Source organism: Nitrosomonas halophila, from assembly GCF_900107165.1.
Lineage (GTDB): Bacteria > Pseudomonadota > Gammaproteobacteria > Burkholderiales > Nitrosomonadaceae > Nitrosomonas > Nitrosomonas halophila.
Genome location: NZ_FNOY01000048.1, coordinates 1 through 21,497, shown reverse-complemented (window position 1 = coordinate 21,497; position 21,497 = coordinate 1). Strand labels below are relative to the sequence as shown.

15 protein-coding genes are annotated in these 21,497 nt (G+C 53.8%); 3 read left to right on the top strand and 12 right to left on the bottom strand.

Going from position 1 to position 21,497, the window contains the following annotated elements; all coding sequences use genetic code 11:
* Positions 1 to 228, bottom strand: a 228-nt coding sequence (locus tag BLV85_RS15480; RefSeq protein WP_218132817.1) for a hypothetical protein, incomplete at its 3' end; no start/stop codon positions are given.
* 352 nt (positions 229 to 580) lie between these two features.
* Here BLV85_RS15480 and BLV85_RS10575 point away from each other — a divergent pair.
* Both BLV85_RS10575 and BLV85_RS10570 read left to right on the top strand, forming a co-directional pair.
* Positions 581 to 862, top strand: coding sequence for a high-potential iron-sulfur protein (locus BLV85_RS10575; RefSeq protein ID WP_090414951.1), 282 nt, complete (start codon positions 581 to 583; stop codon positions 860 to 862).
* 34 nt (positions 863 to 896) lie between these two features.
* Positions 897 to 1,139, top strand: coding sequence for a hypothetical protein (locus BLV85_RS10570; protein ID WP_090414948.1), 243 nt, complete (start codon positions 897 to 899; stop codon positions 1,137 to 1,139).
* A 41-nt stretch (positions 1,140 to 1,180) separates the two neighbouring features.
* Here the strand turns inward: BLV85_RS10570 and cobC are convergent, their stop codons facing one another.
* Positions 1,181 to 1,786: an alpha-ribazole phosphatase family protein gene (gene cobC / locus BLV85_RS10565; protein WP_090414945.1), complete on the bottom strand. Its 606-nt coding sequence runs from the start codon at positions 1,784 to 1,786 to the stop codon at positions 1,181 to 1,183.
* A 323-nt stretch (positions 1,787 to 2,109) separates the two neighbouring features.
* Here cobC and BLV85_RS10560 point away from each other — a divergent pair, with 323 nt between their 5' ends.
* Positions 2,110 to 7,161 carry a hypothetical protein gene (locus BLV85_RS10560; RefSeq protein ID WP_090414944.1) on the top strand — a complete coding sequence of 1,684 codons (5,052 nt, stop codon included), beginning with the start codon at positions 2,110 to 2,112 and terminating at the stop codon, positions 7,159 to 7,161.
* Between the two features lie 206 nt (positions 7,162 to 7,367).
* Here the strand turns inward: BLV85_RS10560 and BLV85_RS10555 are convergent, their stop codons facing one another.
* The 10 genes from BLV85_RS10555 to BLV85_RS10510 all read right to left on the bottom strand — a co-directional run.
* Complete coding sequence (locus tag BLV85_RS10555; protein WP_090414942.1) at positions 7,368 to 9,089, bottom strand: DUF262 domain-containing protein; 1,722 nt, start codon at positions 9,087 to 9,089, stop codon at positions 7,368 to 7,370.
* Between the two features lie 2 nt (positions 9,090 to 9,091).
* The gene (locus tag BLV85_RS10550; protein WP_143032327.1) at positions 9,092 to 9,304 is read right to left on the bottom strand and encodes a hypothetical protein; all 213 of its coding nucleotides are present in this window, start codon (positions 9,302 to 9,304) and stop codon (positions 9,092 to 9,094) included.
* Between the two features lie 120 nt (positions 9,305 to 9,424).
* The gene (brxL, locus tag BLV85_RS10545; RefSeq protein ID WP_090414939.1) at positions 9,425 to 11,479 is read right to left on the bottom strand and encodes a BREX system Lon protease-like protein BrxL; all 2,055 of its coding nucleotides are present in this window, start codon (positions 11,477 to 11,479) and stop codon (positions 9,425 to 9,427) included.
* Positions 11,480 to 11,525: 46 nt separating this feature from the next.
* Complete coding sequence (locus BLV85_RS15970) at positions 11,526 to 11,660, bottom strand: GxxExxY protein (protein WP_218132816.1); 135 nt, start codon at positions 11,658 to 11,660, stop codon at positions 11,526 to 11,528.
* Positions 11,661 to 11,750: 90 nt separating this feature from the next.
* Positions 11,751 to 14,354, bottom strand: coding sequence for a BREX-1 system phosphatase PglZ type A (gene pglZ, locus BLV85_RS10535; RefSeq protein WP_218132815.1), 2,604 nt, complete (start codon positions 14,352 to 14,354; stop codon positions 11,751 to 11,753).
* Complete coding sequence (locus BLV85_RS10530) at positions 14,351 to 17,386, bottom strand: RNA-directed DNA polymerase (RefSeq protein WP_090414936.1); 3,036 nt, start codon at positions 17,384 to 17,386, stop codon at positions 14,351 to 14,353. The genes pglZ and BLV85_RS10530 overlap by 4 nt, the downstream gene beginning before the upstream one ends.
* Entirely contained in the window at positions 17,383 to 18,474 is a 1,092-nt protein-coding gene (locus BLV85_RS10525) for a PDDEXK nuclease domain-containing protein (RefSeq protein WP_281245745.1), read from the bottom strand. The genes BLV85_RS10530 and BLV85_RS10525 overlap by 4 nt, the downstream gene beginning before the upstream one ends.
* A 67-nt stretch (positions 18,475 to 18,541) precedes the next feature.
* Complete coding sequence (locus tag BLV85_RS10520; RefSeq protein ID WP_090414934.1) at positions 18,542 to 18,964, bottom strand: GxxExxY protein; 423 nt, start codon at positions 18,962 to 18,964, stop codon at positions 18,542 to 18,544.
* A gap of 491 nt (positions 18,965 to 19,455) precedes the next feature.
* A complete protein-coding gene (pglX, locus tag BLV85_RS10515; protein WP_143032326.1) occupies positions 19,456 to 21,282 on the bottom strand; it encodes a BREX-1 system adenine-specific DNA-methyltransferase PglX in 1,827 nt (608 codons plus the stop codon).
* A gap of 65 nt (positions 21,283 to 21,347) precedes the next feature.
* A partial coding sequence (locus BLV85_RS10510) for a transposase (protein WP_176973882.1) occupies positions 21,348 to 21,497 on the bottom strand: 150 nt, incomplete at its 5' end.

Genomic DNA, 21,497 nt, shown 5'->3' with positions numbered 1-21,497 from the left:
TCGGGGATATTTTATGGCAGCAGGATGTGAAGCGAGCACACCAGGCAAATGCGCGCGATTCGAAGTATCGACGAACGGCCTGACTCGCTCTCCAAGCACAAGAAAAATCGCCTGACTGCAAGCAATCAGCGGTGACTGCTGGGCAAAATTCGGGGTTTCCAGGCAACATTTCCCAAAATCGGCAACGGATGTGTTTCTGAATGCATCATTTTGCTGCGTTTTAGTCAACGTGATTAAAAATTAGGCAGAGCGATGGTGGAAAATGAAGTTCTCGGGCAGACACTAAGTAAGTGCCATTCGGGTCAAGTCTTTCTATAACGCAAATACAGGGCCACAAGCACGGGGACCAAATCAAACACTCTGATCGCCGCCAGCAAATCGCTTTGCATGACAAAAAACTGACCCTATTGGCCGTTGCACGCGTTCTGGCAGCAAACACCAACACTTTACAATAAGAAGAAAAGGGCTAGAATGGCAATGCGGATTTGACTATGAAACAGAGGTAGAAAAATCCCGCAATTGTCAAGAGATAAGCTTAGTCGTTATTGTATTTTTGTTTAACAGGATACGAGGAGGGGCTATGAATTATCGTCACAAAAAGTTCTCGCGCCGTGAGTTAATCAAGTTTATGGCCTTTGGTGCCACCACGCCCTTTATCTGGGGATTAACAAACAAGACCGAAGCAGCCAAAGCATCCAAAGCGCAAGTGAAGTATCAAGATGAGCCAAAAGGAAATGAAAAATGCAGCAACTGCATACATTTCATTCCAGGAGAAACACAAGATGCTAATGGTGAATGTAAAGTTGTACAAGGCAGTGTCAGCCCTCAAGGCTGGTGTACCGCATTTGCTCCAGAATCATAACTGTGTAACGAAGAAATAGCTAACAGGGTATCTCATGAGCTACCCTGGAGGCAAGCAAGAAGCAAGAGGTCAAGTCAAACACTTTGATCACCGCCAGCAAATCGCATTGCATGACAAAACCGGTGCACAAGTGCACCCTACCCTGTCGCAGCAGAAATGTGCGTTTTTCTCCGGTGATTTGGAGCGCAGTTCATGGCGCGAAACCCAACGGGCTGCATCCAATTGGTCAGTTTTATGGTGCACAAGTGCACCCGCTTTGTCGTTGCGGGCGGCTTGAGCGGTGTGGCAATCTGGCTGATGTTTGAATCAAATTGCCGCCTATGCTCGGCTGGCGAGTTTGGCGTTCAGCAGTTCCAGTACGCCGCCCGCTTCGGTGTGGCGAATGCGGGTGACTCCACCATAACTGATCTTGATTCGATAGAGCCCGGCTGGCGGGGCCGATATTGTCTGTGCGACGATGGCACGAATGACGCCCGCATGCGCGACAATCAGGCAGTGCTGGTCGCGGTATTTTTCCACGGTGTCGGCATAGGCCGAAGTGACGCGCTTGATGAAATCCGCGAGCACCTCCGCGCCCTGGGGCCGTTGATTGACCGGGTCGTTCACAAACGCGCGGTATTCATGGGCGCGATCGATTTTGACTTCATCATGCCGCAACCCTTCCCATGCGCCAAACCCGACTTCCTTGAAGCGCGGCTCGATCGCGACCGGTATGCCGTAGCGCTCACCCAATCTATGCGCGAACATTTGGCAGCGTTGCAGCGGAGAAGTCATGATTTGCGTCCATGGGTGATCATCACCGACTGCTTCCCACATCTGGGTCCAGCCTTTCTCAGTCAGCGGGTCGTCGATATTGTGACCACGATAACGGCGTCCGCCCACTGGCTCGCCGTGGCGAATCAGGTCCACGATAGTTTCTGTCATCGGTCAAAGCAGGATAGTGTCATTTCGGGAGCCGTAGTTTATCCGATCTGGCTGCAAGATGGGGCATGCGGCCATGTAACCGGCATCCAGGCCAGTACCCGGCCCGAATAAAGCCATTTAGGGGGTGTATTTCTGGCCGTTGGATCAGGTGACAATACCCGACAATGTTTGATTGACTCATGATCCTGACAGGTTGACCGGATCCATACGGATCAGCACAATCACCTTGCTACATCCAGCATGCCGCCTCGCCCGGCATCATGGGTGCTGCTGTCCAGCACACCTGAACAGCCCCCTTTTTTTGATCTCGCATGGAGCCAGCAATGACAGAATCAGTTCTAAAAATTGGTTTGCCAACCAACCTGACACGCGGACTCAAACCGAACTGGAATCCCCGCACCGGGCATCTGAACATTCTCTATCCGCCTCACAAGCAGCCGATCCAGCCCACGACCGTGGAACCGGTTGCCAATCGCGGCAGCTGGTCGTTCCCCGAAATCAGCCTACATGAGAGCGCGCGGAGCCTGCTGGATGCGTTGATTCCCTACAAAGTGGTCAGTGCGGCCAGCGAGATGGATGCGCCCCTCATCGGTGCAGGCGCCTTGCTGATCGGCGCGGCGGGCAGCGAGGCCTCGATCAAGCAATTATCCGCCACACTCGGTGTCGACTTGAGCAAACCCGATTTCCGCTATGCACTGGTCAAATTGACCCGCCTGGACGGCATCAATACCCATGCTTCCGCTGCCAGCGGCATTCTCGTCCATGCCCGCCCCCGCCGGCCAGATCCTGCATACGGACTGAGCGAGGCGTTCATCAGTGCCTCCACAAAATTGTGCCATGCCGGACGCAGCCGTTTGCAGGATTACGGCAACCGTTTGCGCAAGGAAGACGCCGATAGCATCCTCGATGCCTTCGACACCTTTGGCACGCACTATATTTCAGCAATACAACTCGGCGACAGTATCCTGCAGGTGTTTGCCTACCTGCCCGAGCAGTTTGCCAAAATACAACGCGCCCACGCCGATGAGCGCAATCCGCTCAGCGGCCCCGGCTCGCAGAATTTCGCCCAGTTCACGACCGATGCCGCAACCGGCAGGTATGGTTTCGTTCAGCAATATGGTCATCTGATTTGTTTGAGCAATGCACGCGAATTCAATGCGACGCTCGACAATGGCGATTGGCAGGATCATCTTTGGTCCAAGCATGACAGCATTTTCTCGCTGTTCAATACCGATTCGAAACTCTCGCTGGTCACGCTGCAGGAAACGTTTACCGAGCAGGCCCCGGTAGAGATACAACTGGCCAGCCTCAGCCTGATGATCGAACAGAAACGCGGCCTGATCTGGCAGCGCATCTTCAAGGCGGCCATGACACAAAAATACCGCGACACCATCCAGCCCAATTTCGCGATCTACGATACGCGCGATTTTGTGCAGATGCTGCCCCAGGATCAGACCGATGTCATATCATTCATCGCCACCCCCACCATCAATCTGTACCAGACACGGCTCGATCTCTCAGACATGCAGTTTGTGGCGGCCGGCGAGGTCAAAAATTGCCTGCTGTTCGCCAACGTGCTCTCCATCCAGTCCACCAACGGCATCACCATTCCCGGCAAAGCCATACGCCTGTTCGGCCAAGTCTTCGATATGCGCACCCATGGCCATGCCAGGGTAATGACGATTGCCGACGAGGCATTCGCTAGCCTGCAAATTGGCTGCGATGAGTTTCTGGGTGCCCTGGCGGTCCGGAATACTTCCGGCAGCGCCTACTGTGTAATCGTCGATGGCCTCAAGTTTGACCTCAAGGGTCATGGCCCGGATGCGCTGCCGGTCGTGGTAGATGACGTGCGTGTCACGCCGCCGGCGGATGCCGTGCCGCTGCTAATCAACAGCCTGCAGTTCTCGATGACATTTGCCGAGGCTGTCATCAGCGACCAGTCCGGCTGCGCCCAAGGCGGCGTGCAGCGGTTTGTCCGCCAGTATCTCAGATGGGTCGCCCGGACCATTCCCAGCACTACCCGCGACCCGGAGCAGCTGGCGCTGCGCGTGCGCGCCATGGATCTGGCCCACTATGCGATCAACCCCGACTCCGGCAGCTTTGTGCCGATCCTGCCCTACACGGACTACGAACAATATGTACAAAGCATCCTCAACTATCTGGACCGGATTCAATTCCAGATCGCCCAGAACGAGCAGAGAATCGCCAACCGCCGCCAGGAAGAATTGGTGATCGATGTCGCCAGGACACTCAATCAGAACATCATCGCCTCGGGAGAATTGATCAGCGATGTCATCGCTGCCAATGCCGCGCAACAGAAGGATCTTGCTGGTTTTTACGATGCGCTGATCACGCAGAAGCAGGCCGAGGTCGCACAGCAACGCAGCAAGCTGAACGCCCTGCAGACTGCCTTGTTCGAGGCCCAGGGGGATGTCGATTTCGCCGTCCAGCAATACCAGTCCGCAGTCAAGCAATGGGAAACCATCGAAGCAATCAAATTCGGACTGGATGTCGCGACCAACCTGTTCGCACTGGGCATCACCATTGCGACCCCGGCATCGGCCATTTCCGCCGTCAAGGACATGAGCGCCGCGGTGCAAATGATCCAGAAAACCTTGAATGTGCTGAATACATTGGCCAAGCTCTACCAAGGCGCGGCCACCGGCATCAAAGGGCTGCAAGGCGCGCAAGCCACGCTGGATGGACTGGAGGGCGCGCCATTCGGCAGCCCCGCCACGATACCATGGGATGAGCTTTCGATCCTGTTCAATCAGATCATGGCGACCGGGCCGGATGTCAAGGCCGAGAAGGCTGCCCTGCAGGCGGCGTTCTCCATCCTGGTGCTGCGCGGCAAGGCAGTCACGACCGCACAGTCAGCGCTCCACGCCATCGAACGCGAGATCTATACCAATCAGCAGCAAAAGACTCTCAACACCCGCCAGGCCAACCGGCTGGCTGCCCTGCAGGACAAGCTGCACCCAGCCCATATCGCTGACCTTGATCGCAACGCTATCGATCTGATGGCATTGACCGGGCATTTATCGTTCATCCAGAACCAGATGCTCGGCATTCTGGCCAAGGCCTTCCTGCAGCAGGATCTGGCGCTGCAATACGCCAACCTGCAACCGGCAACCCCGATCCTGTCCTTCAGCCTGCTCAAATTCAGCGCGGCGATCGTGCAGCAGAAGGCCACCACCATCCAGGCCAAATCGGCGCTTGCGCATTACCAGGCAGTCACGACCAAACCGATCGATTTTGTGATCGCAGGAGTGCGGCCGGACCAGCTCACGCATGGCAACACTTTCAACACCGCGATTTTTCTCAATGCGCCCGAGTTTTATCAGTATGTGAATGCCCGCGTGGTGGCCGTGGTCGCGACCATCGACGGGGTCAAATCGACCGATAGCGGCACTTACCTGCTGCGGCTGGCTTATGATGGCACCCCTTTCCATGACCGCAATATCGAGCGCGACCCGCTCAATTTCCGCACTCCCTGGCGCGAAAGAATCTATGAGTACCGCGCCGCGGATGATACGCCGACCTTCTCCGATGGGGGCAAATCCTGGTCGGATGGCGTCAGCCGCATCACACCCTTTTCAAACTGGGAAATCTCTTTTCCCGATACCCGAACCAATAAAGGTATCCGCTTCGACAAGGAACGGCTCACGATCCGGCTATCGTTCATCCTCGAAGCGCGCATTGTCGATGCCGAAAAAATCCTGCAGTTACGCACTGCCCGCAAACTGGCGGCCATGCAGGCATTCGCACCTCATGCGCCAGCAGTCGGCTTTCTGGCGCATGAGCAGCGCACACTTGAAACAGCGCCCCGGCCGGCCCTGCTGACCGCAGCGGCCGGTTTGCCCGCGGCCAGCGCCCTGATCGCCCAGATGTATGCGCAAGGCAGCTGCACCAATGGTTGGGATGTGGTGTTCAACATGGGCCTGGCGGAAATCAATACGGTCCTGAAAAAGCAATACGAAGACCTGAAAACCCATACTGCCTACAAAAACACCATCTCGGTCAATACTTCCGAACAATATCCCGGGGATGTCACAGTCATCAACAAGTTCGAAATCGAGTATGGCTATCCCCTGCTTGGCTTCAGCATCAACAATAACAATTCGGCCACGCTCAGCATGGAGATCCTGAAAGGTTCGATGCAGAAGTGCTCCAAGATTGGCAGCAGCCCTGAAAATTGCGACCCGCCACAATCCCTCACCGGCGAAACCCTGACGGCGGTCGTCAGCCTGACCAAGGTCGCTGGATCGGTACAAGTGGATGGCGGCAATCACCATGTGCTCAAGGTTCTGCTGGATATGCAGGAAGGCGCTTTCAGCATCAGCAATATCGATCTGAGCGACGAAACCAAGGTGGCCTTCAACCAGGCGGTGAAATCCTACTTCGTCAACAATCCGGTGATCTTCCTCATCAACCAGCTCGATCTGACCAATATCCCCACCCTGAACGCTCTGCGGCCCAAGGATTTTATTTTCAAACCCCTCAAAACGCCGTCCAACAACGAGATGCTGCAGCTGTTCATCATGACCGACGGGCGCGCTGTGCGCAATTACTCCCAGGCGTTCCTGAACAACATCCCGGAGCCCCTGCCGCTCGGACAGGCCAGCAGCATGATGGTGCGCTCCGGCATCATTTTTCACGATGTGCTGCCGCAGAGTCTGAAAAACAACGGCTGGACCTTGCAGGGTGTCGACCCCGGCGATCCGGCCAAGGCCTGGTCAGGAAAATTCAGCGATGCAAGCATTATCGGCAGGGTCGACTTGAGCAAGCTTGATCATTATTCCTCCAGCGGCGGACAAGGCGGCGGTTCGACCACCCACTATACTTATTCGATCCCCGGCGGCAACGATGTGTCATGGTCATTGGCCGGCACCACCCTCACCGTCCAGGCAGACGGCCAGATGCTTTACAGCGGCAACCGCAAACAGGCGCTGACCTACAAACAGCATGCCTGCACCACAGTTTACCCCTGCTTCTTCAACTGCACGCATTGTTCCGATTCCAATTTGTCCAGCGACATCACCGTCAACGTCCGGGCCTATCTGCCGCTCAGCGTTGGCGGCAAGGGACGCAACCAAACAGTCCAGATCACGACCACCAGCAAAGGCGTCACCGTCTCCGGCCATCTCTCCGGCGGCGGGCCAAGCGGCTCGGACGACCTGGAAGCACAGGTAAACCAGCAAATCCGCGACCAGGTTCCCAAACAAATCGCCGACAAGCTCTCGATACAGTTCGATGCCGTCTCGGTCTTTGCACTCAAAAATCTGCTGTTCCCCGCCGGCAACTACATCACCTTCAGCGCCTGCGCAGTCCCGGGCGACCTACTGCTGCTGGGCAACTTCACGGCGGAGAATTGAGCCGTGCAACGCCGGGCAGCACTCCAGCAACCCGGCAACGGCAGAACCTGCAAAGGCTGTTTGCGGGTTTACGGAGCAGTAGCCTTGAGCCCAATCCGCATATTACATTCTAATCAGCATGACGGCCGCTACGGCCGGCATGCGCAAAACTCCTGTGGCACTGGCAAGACTTCCCGGCCAAGGTTCAGGCGATGCATGACGCCAAGTCATCCTCCAAAATCGATTTTCCAGATACCCGCTGCCACCAACGCCAGTTGTTTCTGCCTCAATTCAATTTTCTGCTCATCCCAATTGTCGTAGTTCTCTGCTACGGCCTGGGTGGTCTTAAAGACGCTCTGTCGATAGACTTGGCGCTTGGTCGCATAGTCTCCATTGCCCAAATCCCGATTCCGGCTCGCCTCAAGCAGCGTCATATTACCAATCCGATAAATCAAACGATCCTGCTTCGATTCCTCGATGTATGACCAGGCCGGTGAAGGATTCTCCGGAAGAATGTGTTCCAGGTTATAGATTGCGCTCTGAAAATCAAAATTCTGTCCTGAGCGCTGCCGCTCTATTTCAAAGAGAATATAACGCACCACCTTCCTATTCCGGCTGTTCGCGGTTCGCAGCGCCTTCTCGGCAAAAGCAGCTTTAAACTGACGATCATCTGGATAAACATCCCGCAGCGCGGCAATCACCTCTCTCGCATGGGCATAGACGCCGGTCGATACCTTCCACGCAATATCGTTGTATAAGCGCTCCTGCTCATGAGCTTGAAGGTTGCAAATAACGTTATAACGGAAAGACACAACCGCCACAGCCCTCAGGATACGAGTAAAATCTGTCCGCTCATGCTCATAGAACTTGGCATGACATGCCATCAGCATTGCCAATGGCTGACGCACGTTAAACATCAGCAGTTGTTCTAGCGCAAGTTTCTCATCGCTGTCCCAGGTCGCATCCTGCGAATCACAAAGCGCAGCATAGAGGGCAGCTGAATAGTCCAGATCCCGCAGTAACTCAAAGGCGGTATCGCGGGCGACCACACGTTTGCGGATGGTTTTGAATAAATCGGCTTTGCGTACCAGCTTGTTGCGGCCGTTCCAGAAAACCCGCAGAAACTCCGGGAAACTCTCGCTTCCCAACAAACCAACAATGCGTTCCCACCGCTCTTCCAGAGCTTTCAGCTCGGCTTCATGCGTATCCTCCGAACTGATGACGGAAAACAGATAGTTTTTCAAGAGATCGGTCGCTGACAGCCTCACACCGCGCGCGTTGAGCGTCTCGAACACCTTGAAGGCATTCAGCTCGTCGGCAACGGTAATGACAGTGAAAAAAAGCTTGTCCACCAAGTTATCCAGAAAAGCCGCCAGCTTCATGCCGCTAGAATCAGTTACCCCACAGTAGACCCTGATGCGCTCTTTGAACCAGTTGAAAGCCTTTCTCAACTGATGCTCAGATGCATTAAGCCCGCGCTGGGGCAATTTCTCCAGAGGAACGAGATACGTTTGATAAAACCGGTTGTTGTGGCGATTCAACTCGAGTTTCGAACGTGGCACCAAACTCACCGGATCGAGGTAGCCAATGTAACTGTTTTGGAGCTGCTCCTTGCGTTTGGCGTTTTTTTCAGCATCCAGGCCAGCACTTACCAGATCCTGGAGATGGCCCAATGCAGCAAGAATCATGACACTGATCGTGGTAATTCGCTGCTGGCCATCAATCATGTCGAATCGCTTGTTATCAGAGGATTGCAACACCAGATACCCCATGTAGTGAGCTGGTTCTCCGTCATCTTCAAACAATCCGAGAATATCCTGCCAGAGATCATCCCACTCATCCTCAGTCCATGAATAGTCTCTTTGAAATGGGGGGACACGATAACTCAGACCATTACCCAGCAATTGACGAAAAGTCGAGTTAGCCGTATTGAAATTCATGGTTGCCATTTCTACCTCTCCTTGGCTCCCGGGCCGGAAATCCTCTCCAAGATCGAACCGGGTTGGTAACGGAAGGCTTTCAAACCATTGCCAAGACCAGCCCCCACCGGATAGGTGGCCAGCAGGCAAAGCACCGCGCGCGCATACCCCATCAGCCGAACGATCAGCCGGCCGAGTTTCTCACTTCCTTTCCGGATTGTGACCATCCCAACCTTTTTCGTCATACCCACTACACCCATTCACTGCCTCATACATAGTTTGTACATCGATCCAAATAGCAAAACTGGCTGCCGTGCTTCCTCACGGCATGTGCGAGTGCCTGCGCCCAGGGATTTGGTTGCACTTTACAGTTGATGCCTGATAAACGTCACTTCGAATGCCTTGCATGGCCGGTATTGCTGCAGACGGTTGGCGAAGGTAAAGACATCGTTCATCTCGTAATGCTGGAAGATATCGAGGCCGCGATCCAGAGAGATTTTCCAGCCATGGTTAGTCACGATGTGGCGGGCATGAATGGTCCCGGTATCGTCAAACTCCCAGGTAAAATTGACACCCACAGTGCCGGCTGCTTCCTTCATCTTTTCAAAATTGTCCTTCTGTTGTTCGCTTTTGAGCTCGTCTGCCATCGTCACCAGATGAACCGATACTTCCTCATCCGGCGCCTTGTGCTTCACCACAGTCTCCAGGAATTCCATGAAATTGCGCACCTGGTAAAACAGGCGGATGTATGGATCGGTGACCGTGATCGCGGTTGCTCCCCTGAGATAAGGGCCTAGCAGCGCATCAAAAGAGAGTCCCTTCTGGTTCTCCTGGAACGAAAGGTGTTTTGCCTGGAGGACAGGATCGGCGGGCGTCAGCGGTTCGGGCAGCACACCTGGCGCACTGGGTTGCACAGCAGCAGTGATGTTCCCATCTTCACCCACGGCGATGGTCTTGTGGTAGTGGTTAGGGTATTCCTGCTCTTCGAGCGTAGCGACAGGATAGATTTGGCCGCTGGTATCAAAATAAGAAAAACGGACATTGCCGTAAGTAGAATCAATCCGCATCAATTGGTCTTTGACGCGCTTGCGACCTTCAATGGCGAACCGGAGTATTTCTTCAATCTCATCCCGGGTTGCTTCACCATGCGGATAAAGAATCTTCATCAATCCAGAAAAAGTCTTGTTGATGCCGTCACGATCCCGGGTCGTAATATCGGAAGAAAGCGAGAAACAGTCTCCATAGCGGTCTGAATAATCGTGACTGCGCAGCGAGCGCAGGATTTCGGCCAAATAATCCACCACAAAACCATAATTGCTCGAAAACATCTCGCCACGGATGATGTCGACTTCCCAACCGGGAATGTAGAAATGGATACGGTCGAGGAAGGCGGAATCGTAGAACTTGCCTGGCAGATCATCGAACAGATCGGAATGCTTGAGCATATAGGGCACGGTGTGCTGCGTGTTGCCGACAAAGACCATGGAAGCCTCTGCGCCGAGCGTCTCGACACCCCGCGAGAAAGATTTGTTAGCCATGTAGTTTTTCATGATATCGACCAAGGCCTTATCCACTCGCTTTTGCTTTCCGGCAAACTCATCAAAGGCGACACAATCCCAATAGCCGACCAGACCAATCATTCCGGTCGTATTATTCACGAACAGCTTGGGAACCGTCACCTCGCCGCCCGAAATCAGAATGCCGTGGGGCGAGAACTCTGAGTAGATATGCGATTTCCCGGTCCCCTTAGGGCCAAGCTCGATCAGGTTATAGTTGCGCTCGCAAAACGGGATCAGACGAATCAGCTGAGTCAGTTTGCTGCGATGGCCAAACATTTCCGGATTGAAACCAATACTCTGAACCAGCAAATCGATCCATTCACTGGTCGTGAACTGCCGGCGGGCCTCTAAATAACCATCAAAATCGAAATTAGACAGCTGGATGGGTTTGAGGGCCGACAAGAGCCAGGGGCTGGCATTTTTATCCTCAGTGAACTCGTATTCGATATCGGCAATACACCACACACCGCTGACCAACAGCTTGGGATGGGCCTTGATCGTTCCCGAATCGATCAGCACCTTTTTGATACCGAGATTGGAAAATTGTGCTTCATAAACATCGGACTTGTAATTCAGTACCGCGCTGATTTTATCAATAACCTTGTAACGCCCTTTTTCCCTAATGTTGGAACGGATCAGGCCTGCCTCGTTGCGATGCACATAGTGCTTGCGCAGAATCTCCCGGACTGTCTCGATGCCGGCCTGTATAGTTGCCTCATCACTGGTGGCGCAATACTGTCCGAGCAGGTATTCCAGCACATAGGAAGGGACAATAGCGTTGCCCCTGACCGCCCTGACGAGATCCTTGCGAACAACCAGCCCCGGAAACCACTGATTGATTTTTTGATCGAGGGTGTTCATAAAATTCCTTCTACCACGGAACAAACGGAATACACGGAAGGTTTCATCAAACAATCCTTTCGATTTCAGCTTTTGGGTAGTGGCCGAAGTTCACAAGAAAAGCCAATGCGTAACCAGTGGCTTTCAAATAATTGTGAACCTGTGCCCGGTGCTCGTCGCAGAGCGCTTTAACGCCTTTCAATTCAATAACCCTCTCTCAAGAAACACCTTCCAAGCAACTCTTCTTCGTATTTCAGCTTTCCCATTTCTGTGTATTCCGTGTGTTCCGTGGCTAGAAATCAAAATCACTGGTAAATGAACGCCGCATCAAGTACCGGAGCGATTTGTATTCCTTGTAATGTGAAGTCCCGGCATGATTTTCCTCCAGCCGCAGAATGACTTCCTCACCGTTGGCTTCGTCAGCCTTGCGCGTGAGCACGAAACGCATCTGCAGTTCCCGCTCGCGGGGGTTGTTTGAACGCAGATCAAAAGTCAGTTCGTGGCTATCGGATATCAGATCACCGGCCTCGGTGTAGAGACCTGCGCGCAACACACGCGGCTGGATCTTATCTGTCACCGGATCGGACTGATACAAGGTTACGGCCAGCTGCCCGGCCGTAATCATCGAATTGGCGCCGCGCAGAATATCTACTTCAACGAGCGTGACATCGCTGTGGCGTTTCTTGTTGATCTTGATCACCGGTATCACCACTTCCTGCAAAGTTGCCCCGCCATGCACAAAGCGGCTGCCTGAGCCTTTCAGACGCAGGCGGTTGATCGATTTGGGCACCTGGATCTCAATGTTCCCGCTCAGTCCCAACTGCTTCGCAGCAAAAGTATGCAGCCCCTGAAAAGCTTTGAGTCCCTTGCCCAGCACGAATCGGCGATCTCGATACAAAATGACATCCCCCTCGGCATCGGCGCTCAAGAAATCACTCTCATCCAGCTCCCGATCCTGGTAAATAAAACCATGATCAGCCGTCACCAGAATGTTGTTTGCGTTGGCAGCAGTCAGCTTCTTAACCAGCCTGACCAGATCGCCCAGTGTTTGCTCCGCCGCTTCGAAGGCCTGCCCTTCTGAATGCATTTTGTCCCCAGCGTGGTCTATCCGGTTATGGTAGATGTACAACACATCATTTGCTTTCAGCAACTCCCGGCCTTGATCGCGATTAAGCTGCATGAATTCTTCGGACTGAATAGCCTGGCCGCGTCCAGCCAGTGCCGCCTGGAGAATTTTTGTCCGATTAACCGTCCCTTGGGAACTTTGCCCATCCACCAGCACAGTGCCAGTTTCGTTGTCGGCAATCGCAAGGGTTTGGTTGGGCAAGAGCGCCGCCATGCCAAGCTGGGTATAGCTGGGCAGCATTGAAAGCGCCGGCTCCAGTTGTGCGCTGTAACGGTCCTCCCGGCGGATGAGGCTCAGCAGTTCATCGCCGATCTCATAGCGCATGGCATCGGAAATGATCACGCAAACCTTGTTCTCTTTGCGCAGAAACGGTTGTACCTTCAGCCTGAAAAAATCCTTCTGCTTGCGCACGGGAAAAGCATCCCATTTGGCTGCCGCATCCGCGCAGGATTGAAAGCGGTCGCCCAGTTTCAACAGATAGTTGTTGGAATACAGATTCTCGATCTGGCCGGTCAAGTGGCTCATTAAGGATGCCTGGCCTGACATGCGCACATGATAGGTGAATTTGCGATATAACTGATCAAGCTGATACCAGGATTGCGTGTATCGTTCCACCCAAGTAGCCAGTGGCCAGTTCTCGGTCGCCGGTTCCGACCACTGACCATCCATCACAGACAACTTTTCCTTAAACTGGGCTGCATAATCAACCGCCTCGTACAAATGCCGGTATTCGCGATACCAATGGCCCTGCCGCCGCTGGCGCACCCAGAGCGATACATCGCCACTCGAAACCGTACGTGATGCCACCGCCCGTACCAGCTCGCTGATGATCTTCTGATCGATCAGCCGGAAATAATCCAGTTCGATCAACTCCCGGAAATCCCGCTTGGCCAGATCCCGCTCAATGCCGAGAACCTCGGCACATTCTCCCGAGAGCGTCTCGAAACCGTCTTCGAACTGGCGGCTGTCCTTCCAGCGCTTGAGAAAAATCAAGCTATCCGCCGTCAGTGTGCAGTTGTCAGTAAAGTTCCTGAAATAGCAATCCTTGAAAAGCTGGATGACAAAATCACGGATACTTGGATCGTCAGAAAGATATCCATAAATTCGTCTCATTTGTTCCCAAAGATAGTCATCAAGCTTGCATCTTTGAACCAATCGATACTTTTCTCCCAACTGATCACTGGCGGCTGATAACTGACTACTCTCATCGAGCAACTGCTCGACGATGGCATCCATGCGCGGCTCGCTGCCCGCACACACAGCCAACATCTTCAGACGGATCCGGCCGGCAGTGTCATCCCCTTTCAACAGCTTCTTGAGGGCATCCATGCGTCTGGCCGCCTGAAAAAATTCCGCGTGGGTCTGCACTATGTCCGTGAATGCCAGGTCGAGCGCCAATTCGGACAGCCAGATGGCGATTTGATCGGCACGAAACTCACCGTGGGCCAGCTGCACGTCCAGCAGCCAGTTATCCAAATCGGCAGGCTGGGGTCCATCACGGTAAAGCAAAAACATCTGCTCTGGTTGCTCGCGCAATATCCGGTATTTAACCCCGTACTCGTTGTTGACCAGCTCCAGCTTCTCAACGCCGGGCAGCTGAAGCGCCTCGAAATCACCGCGCAACTCCTGCTTGGCGTCGTACCAGAAGATGATCCGGTGGCGGTCGAAGAGTTTGGTCAGGGCCTGGGCGATACGGCTATTCATGCGACTGTTCGGATGGAATTCGCCTCCTAAAGCACGCTCAGCAGGCAAGTGTTTGTTCTCACTCAATCAGGGTTTCCCTCCGGCAATACCCTACGGTTATGGTCCATTGCATCGTTAAATCCATCAGGCACCGGCTTGAAGGGATCCCCAGGTGAACGGTGGCTGCTTTGAAATTCCCGTAGTGCCTGCACGTCGATCTGGCCTGTGATGCAGTAGTCGTGGTTGCCGCCCTTGACACGCAGCAGGTCGCGCTTCCAACGATCCTTGTAGGGCGCACGGATGCGGCTGTCGCCATACTGGCGGTTATTGCACTGGATGATATAAGCGTGGATGTCCAATGCGGCAGATTCTACCAGGGCGTTGAAAGTGTCAGTGTCGCTGTTCCACTCGGGTACGAACAGGGCATCGACTTTGCCGCGTAGTTCGGCGCGATAGCGGATATTGGTCAGTTCGCTGCAATTGAGCAGGGCGAAGTGGAAGTTACCGTGCCGGATGATCGGCGGTGATTGCCATTTCCATGGCATGGCTGGTTTCAGGCTGGCGCCGGCGAGGCGAAACAGCTCCTGTTCTTCATGCAAGGCTGGGGTTTGTTTGTCCTGACGGTAGAGCATCAGCGAGGGGAAGCCGAGACCGTCGTGGGTGAGTGAAGCCCAGATCTGGTTGTGCACGCGCTTTTTGCTGGCGTGCAAGTATTCCACCCCGGTGATCAGCGAGATGCGTCGCCCGTTGAGTTTGCCGGCAATGCGCATAAACCACCGGGGCGGCATGGCCAGCTCCGGCAGGATCAGGTAGCCGGTGTGGTCGGGTTGAGCGATAAGTTCGTTGATCAGGCGGTTGAGGCGCTGGTAGCGGCGTCGGCTGTCCGGGTCGGGCTGGTGCATGACGGCGGCAACAAAGCTGGTCTCGCGGGTTTCCCAACTGGAGACGGCAATGGTCTGGCTGGCTTTGGGTTCGCCGTCGGGAATCTGCAGGGTGCCCTGCTGTTTGTCCCAATGTGGCATTTTGTACTCGCTCGGCTCAAAGCCGCGCAGGGCGCAGATAACTTTGCCGAGATTCGGCTGCCAAGCTCTGTTGAACGGCTGGGGCGTGATCAGGAACAGCTCGTTTAGGCTGAACGGCCGGGTGGCGAAATACAGACCGGGCGGAATGCCGTTGGCCAATTTGGGTTTGAACCAGCCTGCCAGGGTCTCTATGGCATCACCGATACCTCGTGCATCGTCAGCTCGCCAGTTGGCATTGATCAGTTTCTTGCGGGCGGGAATACCGCGCTGGCTGAGCATTTCTTTCGGCAGGCCGCTAAAGCGTAGGGGGATGTGGGCGAGGTCGTGACTGAACAAACAGGCGTGCAGTTTTTGTAATTCGCTCAGTGGCTTCGCATACTTGGCTGTTAGAGCTCCGGCCTCAACAAGTCTGTGCCAGTGGCTATCGACTTCGTTCTGCCAGTCCTTCTTAGCTGTTGCGCTCAGTCGTGGCGGCAGGACACTTAGGATGCTCTCGGCCAGTATATTAGCGAGGCTGTTCTGCCAGCGGTGCAGATCTTGTTTGACTTCAGTTTCGGGGCACCGGCTGGCTTTTATCTGATGTATGCACTGATCATGGATGGTTTCGCCAAGCTCCTGCAGTTGCTTGAGTATCTTGCCCAAGTGTTTGAAATCCACACATGCCGTCGCCATCCGAGCGATGCGCGGCAGGTATTGGGCCAGCTCGAAGAATTTCACTGGCGTCAGCAGGTGGTCGATCACGGCCTCGAAAAAAGCGTGACGGTGAGCCTGCCAGGCATCCGGCGGCAGGTCGCGCTCAAAGGCTTCGTAATCGCGCAGATTGAGGGCAAAGCCGGCGCGGTGCAGGGTCAGGGCGTCGGCTTTGCGTAGGTTGTCGGCCTGCTCGCCAGCATGGTTGGTGGCCTTAAGCAGATCGGTGGCGATGGTGCCGGGGTTGTCGGGCAGGTCGGGCAAGGCGCGCCATTCGCTGGCGCGCTGATTGATCTGCTCGCTGATGGCATTGACCAGTGCCCTGCCGGGACCGCCAGAGAGGACGAACAACTTATTCTTAGTGTTCTTAAAGGCGATGTCGCTATCGTCGTCTGTCAGGTAGCTCGGTTTAAACACAATGCTGCCGTTTTCCAGTTCGAGCAGGTCTTTACCACCATCGCGGTTGATGACCCAATTCCAGAAGTCTTTGCTGGTGGTGAACTTGCTGGTGTTGTGCATGACCAGCAGGATGTCGTCCACATAGCGTCCGTAGTACAGCGGCACGACCTGCCGGTCGATGAACTGGTCGAGCTCGATCAAGGCAGCGTTGGCGACTACGGCGGACGCTGGCAATCCGACGGGCAGACCCTTTTGTAGTGGAGTGTTTTTGGCCCATGCTTGCAGCGCAGTGATGAATAGCCGGTTGAGTCGGGTTTCATCTTCGTTGAGGGTGGCACCTGCCTTTTGATGAAAGCCTGCATCTAGCATAAAGCCGGGGTTGAGCCGGTGGTAAAAACTGCTGACATCGGCGGCGAGGGCGATGACATCCTTTTTGTCGGACAAGGCGCTGCGCATGGCCTTGATGGCACCGTCGCGCCAGTCGCGGAAGGGTTTGAGGTAGGGCTTGAAGGAACCCAGCGCCATGCGGTTGATGTCGCCATTGCCATTGCGGCGCAGACGGCTGCCGTAGACGTTGTCACCTAGTTTTTTGTCGAAATGATGGCCGACCAGCATCATCCACAGTGCAGAGAACACATGGAAATCGATGCTGCAGTGGGCCATCAGGCGGAACTCGGCGGTGGGTTGCTCTCCATTGCCGGTGCGGCTGGCCCATTCTGCATCCGGTGCGGCGAATATCAGCGTGGTTTCCTGTGTAGCGCTCACTTTTTGTTTTTTCGGCTCTTTCGGGAAGGTGATGGCCTTGGGGGCCAAGGTCCAGGTTCCGAGAAACTCCGGGGCGGTAATCCACTCTTGATCCTCACCGTTGATGCGCTGGAGCAAATGCCCAATGTTGTCAAGCAGCCCGTCTTCATAGTCGGCCATGTCCATCAGCGGCGGGTTGGTCGAATAATACAGGTCGACCTTGGCCTTGAGCCAGGCGAGGATCAGTTCTTCGAGAGTGATCATTCGCTACTGCCCTCCTGCAACTGTTGCAAATCCTGCTCTATCTCCTCCACCGTCGGCAGCGCGCCCTTCAGGTTGTCCGGCAGCGTTTCCACCAAGGTATATTCACTGACCCCCATGGGTTTGTTCAAATCGCGCAGCGCGAATTCCACCTCAATGTTATTCTTATCGCGGCACAGCAGCAGCCCAATGGTGGGGTGGTCGTCGTCGCGCTTGAGTAAGCTGTCCACCGCCGACAGGTAGAAGTTGAGCTTGCCGGCGTATTCAGGAATAAACTTGCGGTTCTTGAGCTCCACAACCACATAACACTTCAGGATAATGTGATAGAAAAGCAGATCGATGTAGTAGCCGTTTCCGGCGACCTCCAAATGGTACTGACGCCCGATGAAAGCGAACCCTTTGCCCAATTCCAGCAGAAATTGGGTGATATGCCGGGTGAGTTGCCGTTCCACATCCCGTTCGTTATACGGGGCCGTCATCGCCATGAAATCGAACGTATAGGGGTCTTTCAGCGTCTGCTGGGCCAGATCCGACTGGGATGTGGGCAGGGTTCTGGGAAAGTTAGTCACCGCTTTGCCGGCCCTGTCATACAGCCTGGATTTGAGCTGTAGGGCCAAAACATCGCGGCTCCAGCCCTGCTCGATCGTCTGGCCGATGTAAAAACCAGCCTCGGCGAGCTCGGAACACTTACTGAAAATCTGGATGTGATGTCCCCAAGGAATCTGAACGAGTTGTCTTGCAAGCTCGGCCTCTACCCCGGCCCAGGGATCGGAGGCCAATTTGGCAACAGCCTGTTGCCAAATTGCAGGGCAACAATAGAAACGGAAGAAAGCCCGGCAGTAGCGCAGATTTTTGGCGGAAAAGCCGCCTACGTCGGGAAACGAACTTCTCAGATCTTTGCTGAACGCATCAATGAAACCCGACCCCCACTGAGCAGTTGACTCCCGCTCGGTGATCCGCGCCCCGAGCTCGTAATACAACGCAATCAGCTCGCTGTTGGCCGACAAGGCGATGTTCATTCTCGCTGCATAAATCCGGCTCTTGACGGATGCCAACCAGTCGCGATAGGCCGCCTCTTGAGTTAATTTCATGTCAGAGGAATTCATACATCCCCCTTATTTCCTTTGTCCACGAAAGGCACAAAAATCACGAAAAGACTCATAGAACAATCCTTTCCACTGTTGCCTTGGGGTGGCATCCAAAATTCACCAGCAACCCCAGTCGCATGCCCGTGGCTTTCAAATAATTCAATACTTGTGCTTTGTGCTCGCCTGTCGTCGAACTGAGCGCTTTCAGCTCAACAATGATGGTGCCGTAACAGACGAAATCGGGCTTATAGATCTGCCTGAGTGGCTTGCCCTTATAGGAAAGCTTCAGTTCCTGCTGAGAAACAAAGGGAATTGATCGGGCCGCCAGTTCCTTGTCAAGACACTCCTGATATACAGCTTCCAGAAAACCACAGCCCATCTCACGATAAACCTCAAAGACTGCCCCTCGAATAGCATACGATTCTTCTTCAAAGAGCAATTTATTGTCCACAGAAGACACCGAAGTCACTGAATTTCTATCTTTGTTATCCATTCCGCTTTTTCTCTCCACTTTTCCGTGACCTCCGTGCATTCCGTGGACCCTCAATCTGCTTCAGCATCCAGGCCGACGATCTTCTTCAAAGAGCAATTGATTGTCCACGGAAGACACCGAAGTCACTGAATTTCTATCTTTGTTATCCATTCCGCTTTTTCTCTCCACTTTTCCGTGACCTCCGTGCATTCCGTGGACCCTCAATCTGCTTCAGCATCCAGGCCGACGATCTTCTTCAAGGAACAATTGATTGTCCACGGAAGACACCGAAGTCACTGAATTTCTATCTTTGTTATCCATTCCGCTTTTTCTCTCCACTTTTCCGTGACTTCCGTGCATTCCGTGGACCATCAATCTTCTTCAGCATCCAGGCCGACGATCTTCTTCAAGGAGCAATTTACTGTCCACGGAAGACACCGAAGTCACAGAATTTCTGTTTTTGTTATCCATTCCGCTTTTTCTCTCCGCTTTTCCGTGACTTCCGTGGACCCTCAATCTTCCTTCGCCTCCAGGCCGACGATTTTCTTCAAGGCCGCGCCAAATTTGGGATAGTTGACTTTCACGCCGTCATCCAGATCGATCTCCACCTGCTCGGTGGCCAGCGGGTAAAGTACCTCGCGTTCGTACTCCTCCATCTCCGCAATCATCCTGGTGATCTTCTCGATCTCCTTCAGGGCCTTGGTCTTTTCGGCCTGGGAGGCGCTGGCGCTAATGCTGACCGCCTCCAGATGATTCTTGTGAGCGGCAAGCTTGGTGCGAAACTCGCGCAGGTAGTCGTTGAGCACCACGCTGACCGTATCCGGGCGGTAGCGGTGCATGTAGATCAGCGCGTTGAAGCTCCCCTTGGGGCTGGAGAACAGCCAGTAGATGGGGCGTTTCTTGTAGCGCCTGACATGGTCGTTGTAGAAATCTCTGAGGAAATACTTCCGAATATCTTTGCCCAGGGCATCTTCCACAAACTGTAGATTCTCTTCGTAATGGTCGACTCCGAAGGCGACCTTCAGGAACTCTCTGAACCGCTCGGCGATGTCGTCGGTGAACCAGTCGCCGTCGAGCATGGGGATAACATTGTCGTCGGCTGGAAAAGATTTTTGGTCCACGGAATACACGGAACACACTGAATTATTCTTTTCTGTGCTTTCTGTGTTTTCCGTGGACACTTTCTTGTAATAGTCCTCGATAGTCTCGCCCTGGTTGGCCAGGATCAGCCCCGGCTTGTCCAGTGCGTAACGGCCGAACATGCAGCCCACCGCATAGGAGACCAGCTCGCGCATGGTGTCGGCCAGCAGCAGCGCCTCCAGCTCGTCGTCGATGGGGAAAGACTTTTTAACCACGGAATACACGGAACACACGGAATTTTTTGAATGATTATTTTCCGTGCTTTCTGTGTGTTCCGTGGTTAACTTTCTGTTGTAACGGTACCAAGGGTTGCAGGTCAGGGTGATTTCGTTGAGCGGCACCTCGGGCGTCAGCTCATCCTGTAGACCGTAGGCCTCGATGAAGATGCGGTTGTTCTCTTCCTCCAGCCGCCGCATCTCCAGCGTCATCTCCCGCCAGTGGGTGTGTAGCCTCTGGTAGGTGGCCTTTAGGGTTGGCTGACGGTAGTCGGGCTTCAGTAGTGGCAGGCTGGTGAAGTCCCAGGAGGTTTCAAAGGAGTCCCAATCCCATTTGGCAACTTCCGCACAGCGCGTACCTATGCTACTTGAGCCCTCAGCATGGCAATACGGGAGCCTTCCCACTGGTCCCTCATGGAAATCAAGTGTGGGAGAAAGGGCCAGCAACAGACGATTAACAATCTTTGTATTCGAAAAAGCTAAAACTGAATGGATGTCATTCTTCTTTGGGAAGCACATAGCCCCCTTGGTTTCAAACATGGCTCCGCTTGGTGACAATCTCATTGAGAGGCTTGCAATTGATATGGCTGACCATGTAAGCCCAGGTCGAAAGTAAAACGACTCATTTTGAGGGCGCGATCTAAGGCGTCCATTATCACCGAAGAGATTCTTTATTTCTTCGCCACCATTTTCCCAGTTAACAACGATGTGATTGTTCCCGTACCATTTTCTAAATTCACCACCTTTGTTACATGGATACCATCTCTCTTGCCGATTAATAGTTTCTTCCAAGCTCCTGCAATCAAACCCTATACGGCTATAACTTGGCTCCTGCCAAAGCCTGATAAAGCGATCGTTATCGCCAGTAGCAAGTCCCTGTTTGGTAGGGGCTACGGATGAGAGTGGTGGTAGCTTCTCAAACGAGTCAAAAACCTTCTTGCTTAACCAATAAGCAATAGGTTGCCCGGGAATTTTACTAAACAACCACCAGCTAAAGCTGGTGGGTTAGTGACAATGACTAAAGTCAGGATACGGGTCTTAAGACCCGTTTAGCTTTCGGTTCTGAAATTATCATCACCTTTAGGTTCAAAATGATGCTCCAAATAGTTTTGAATCATTTCTTCTGTCAGTTCTCCTGATGTTACACAAAAGTATCCTCGCGCCCAAAAATGGCGCCCCCAGTAGCGTTTTTTTAAGTC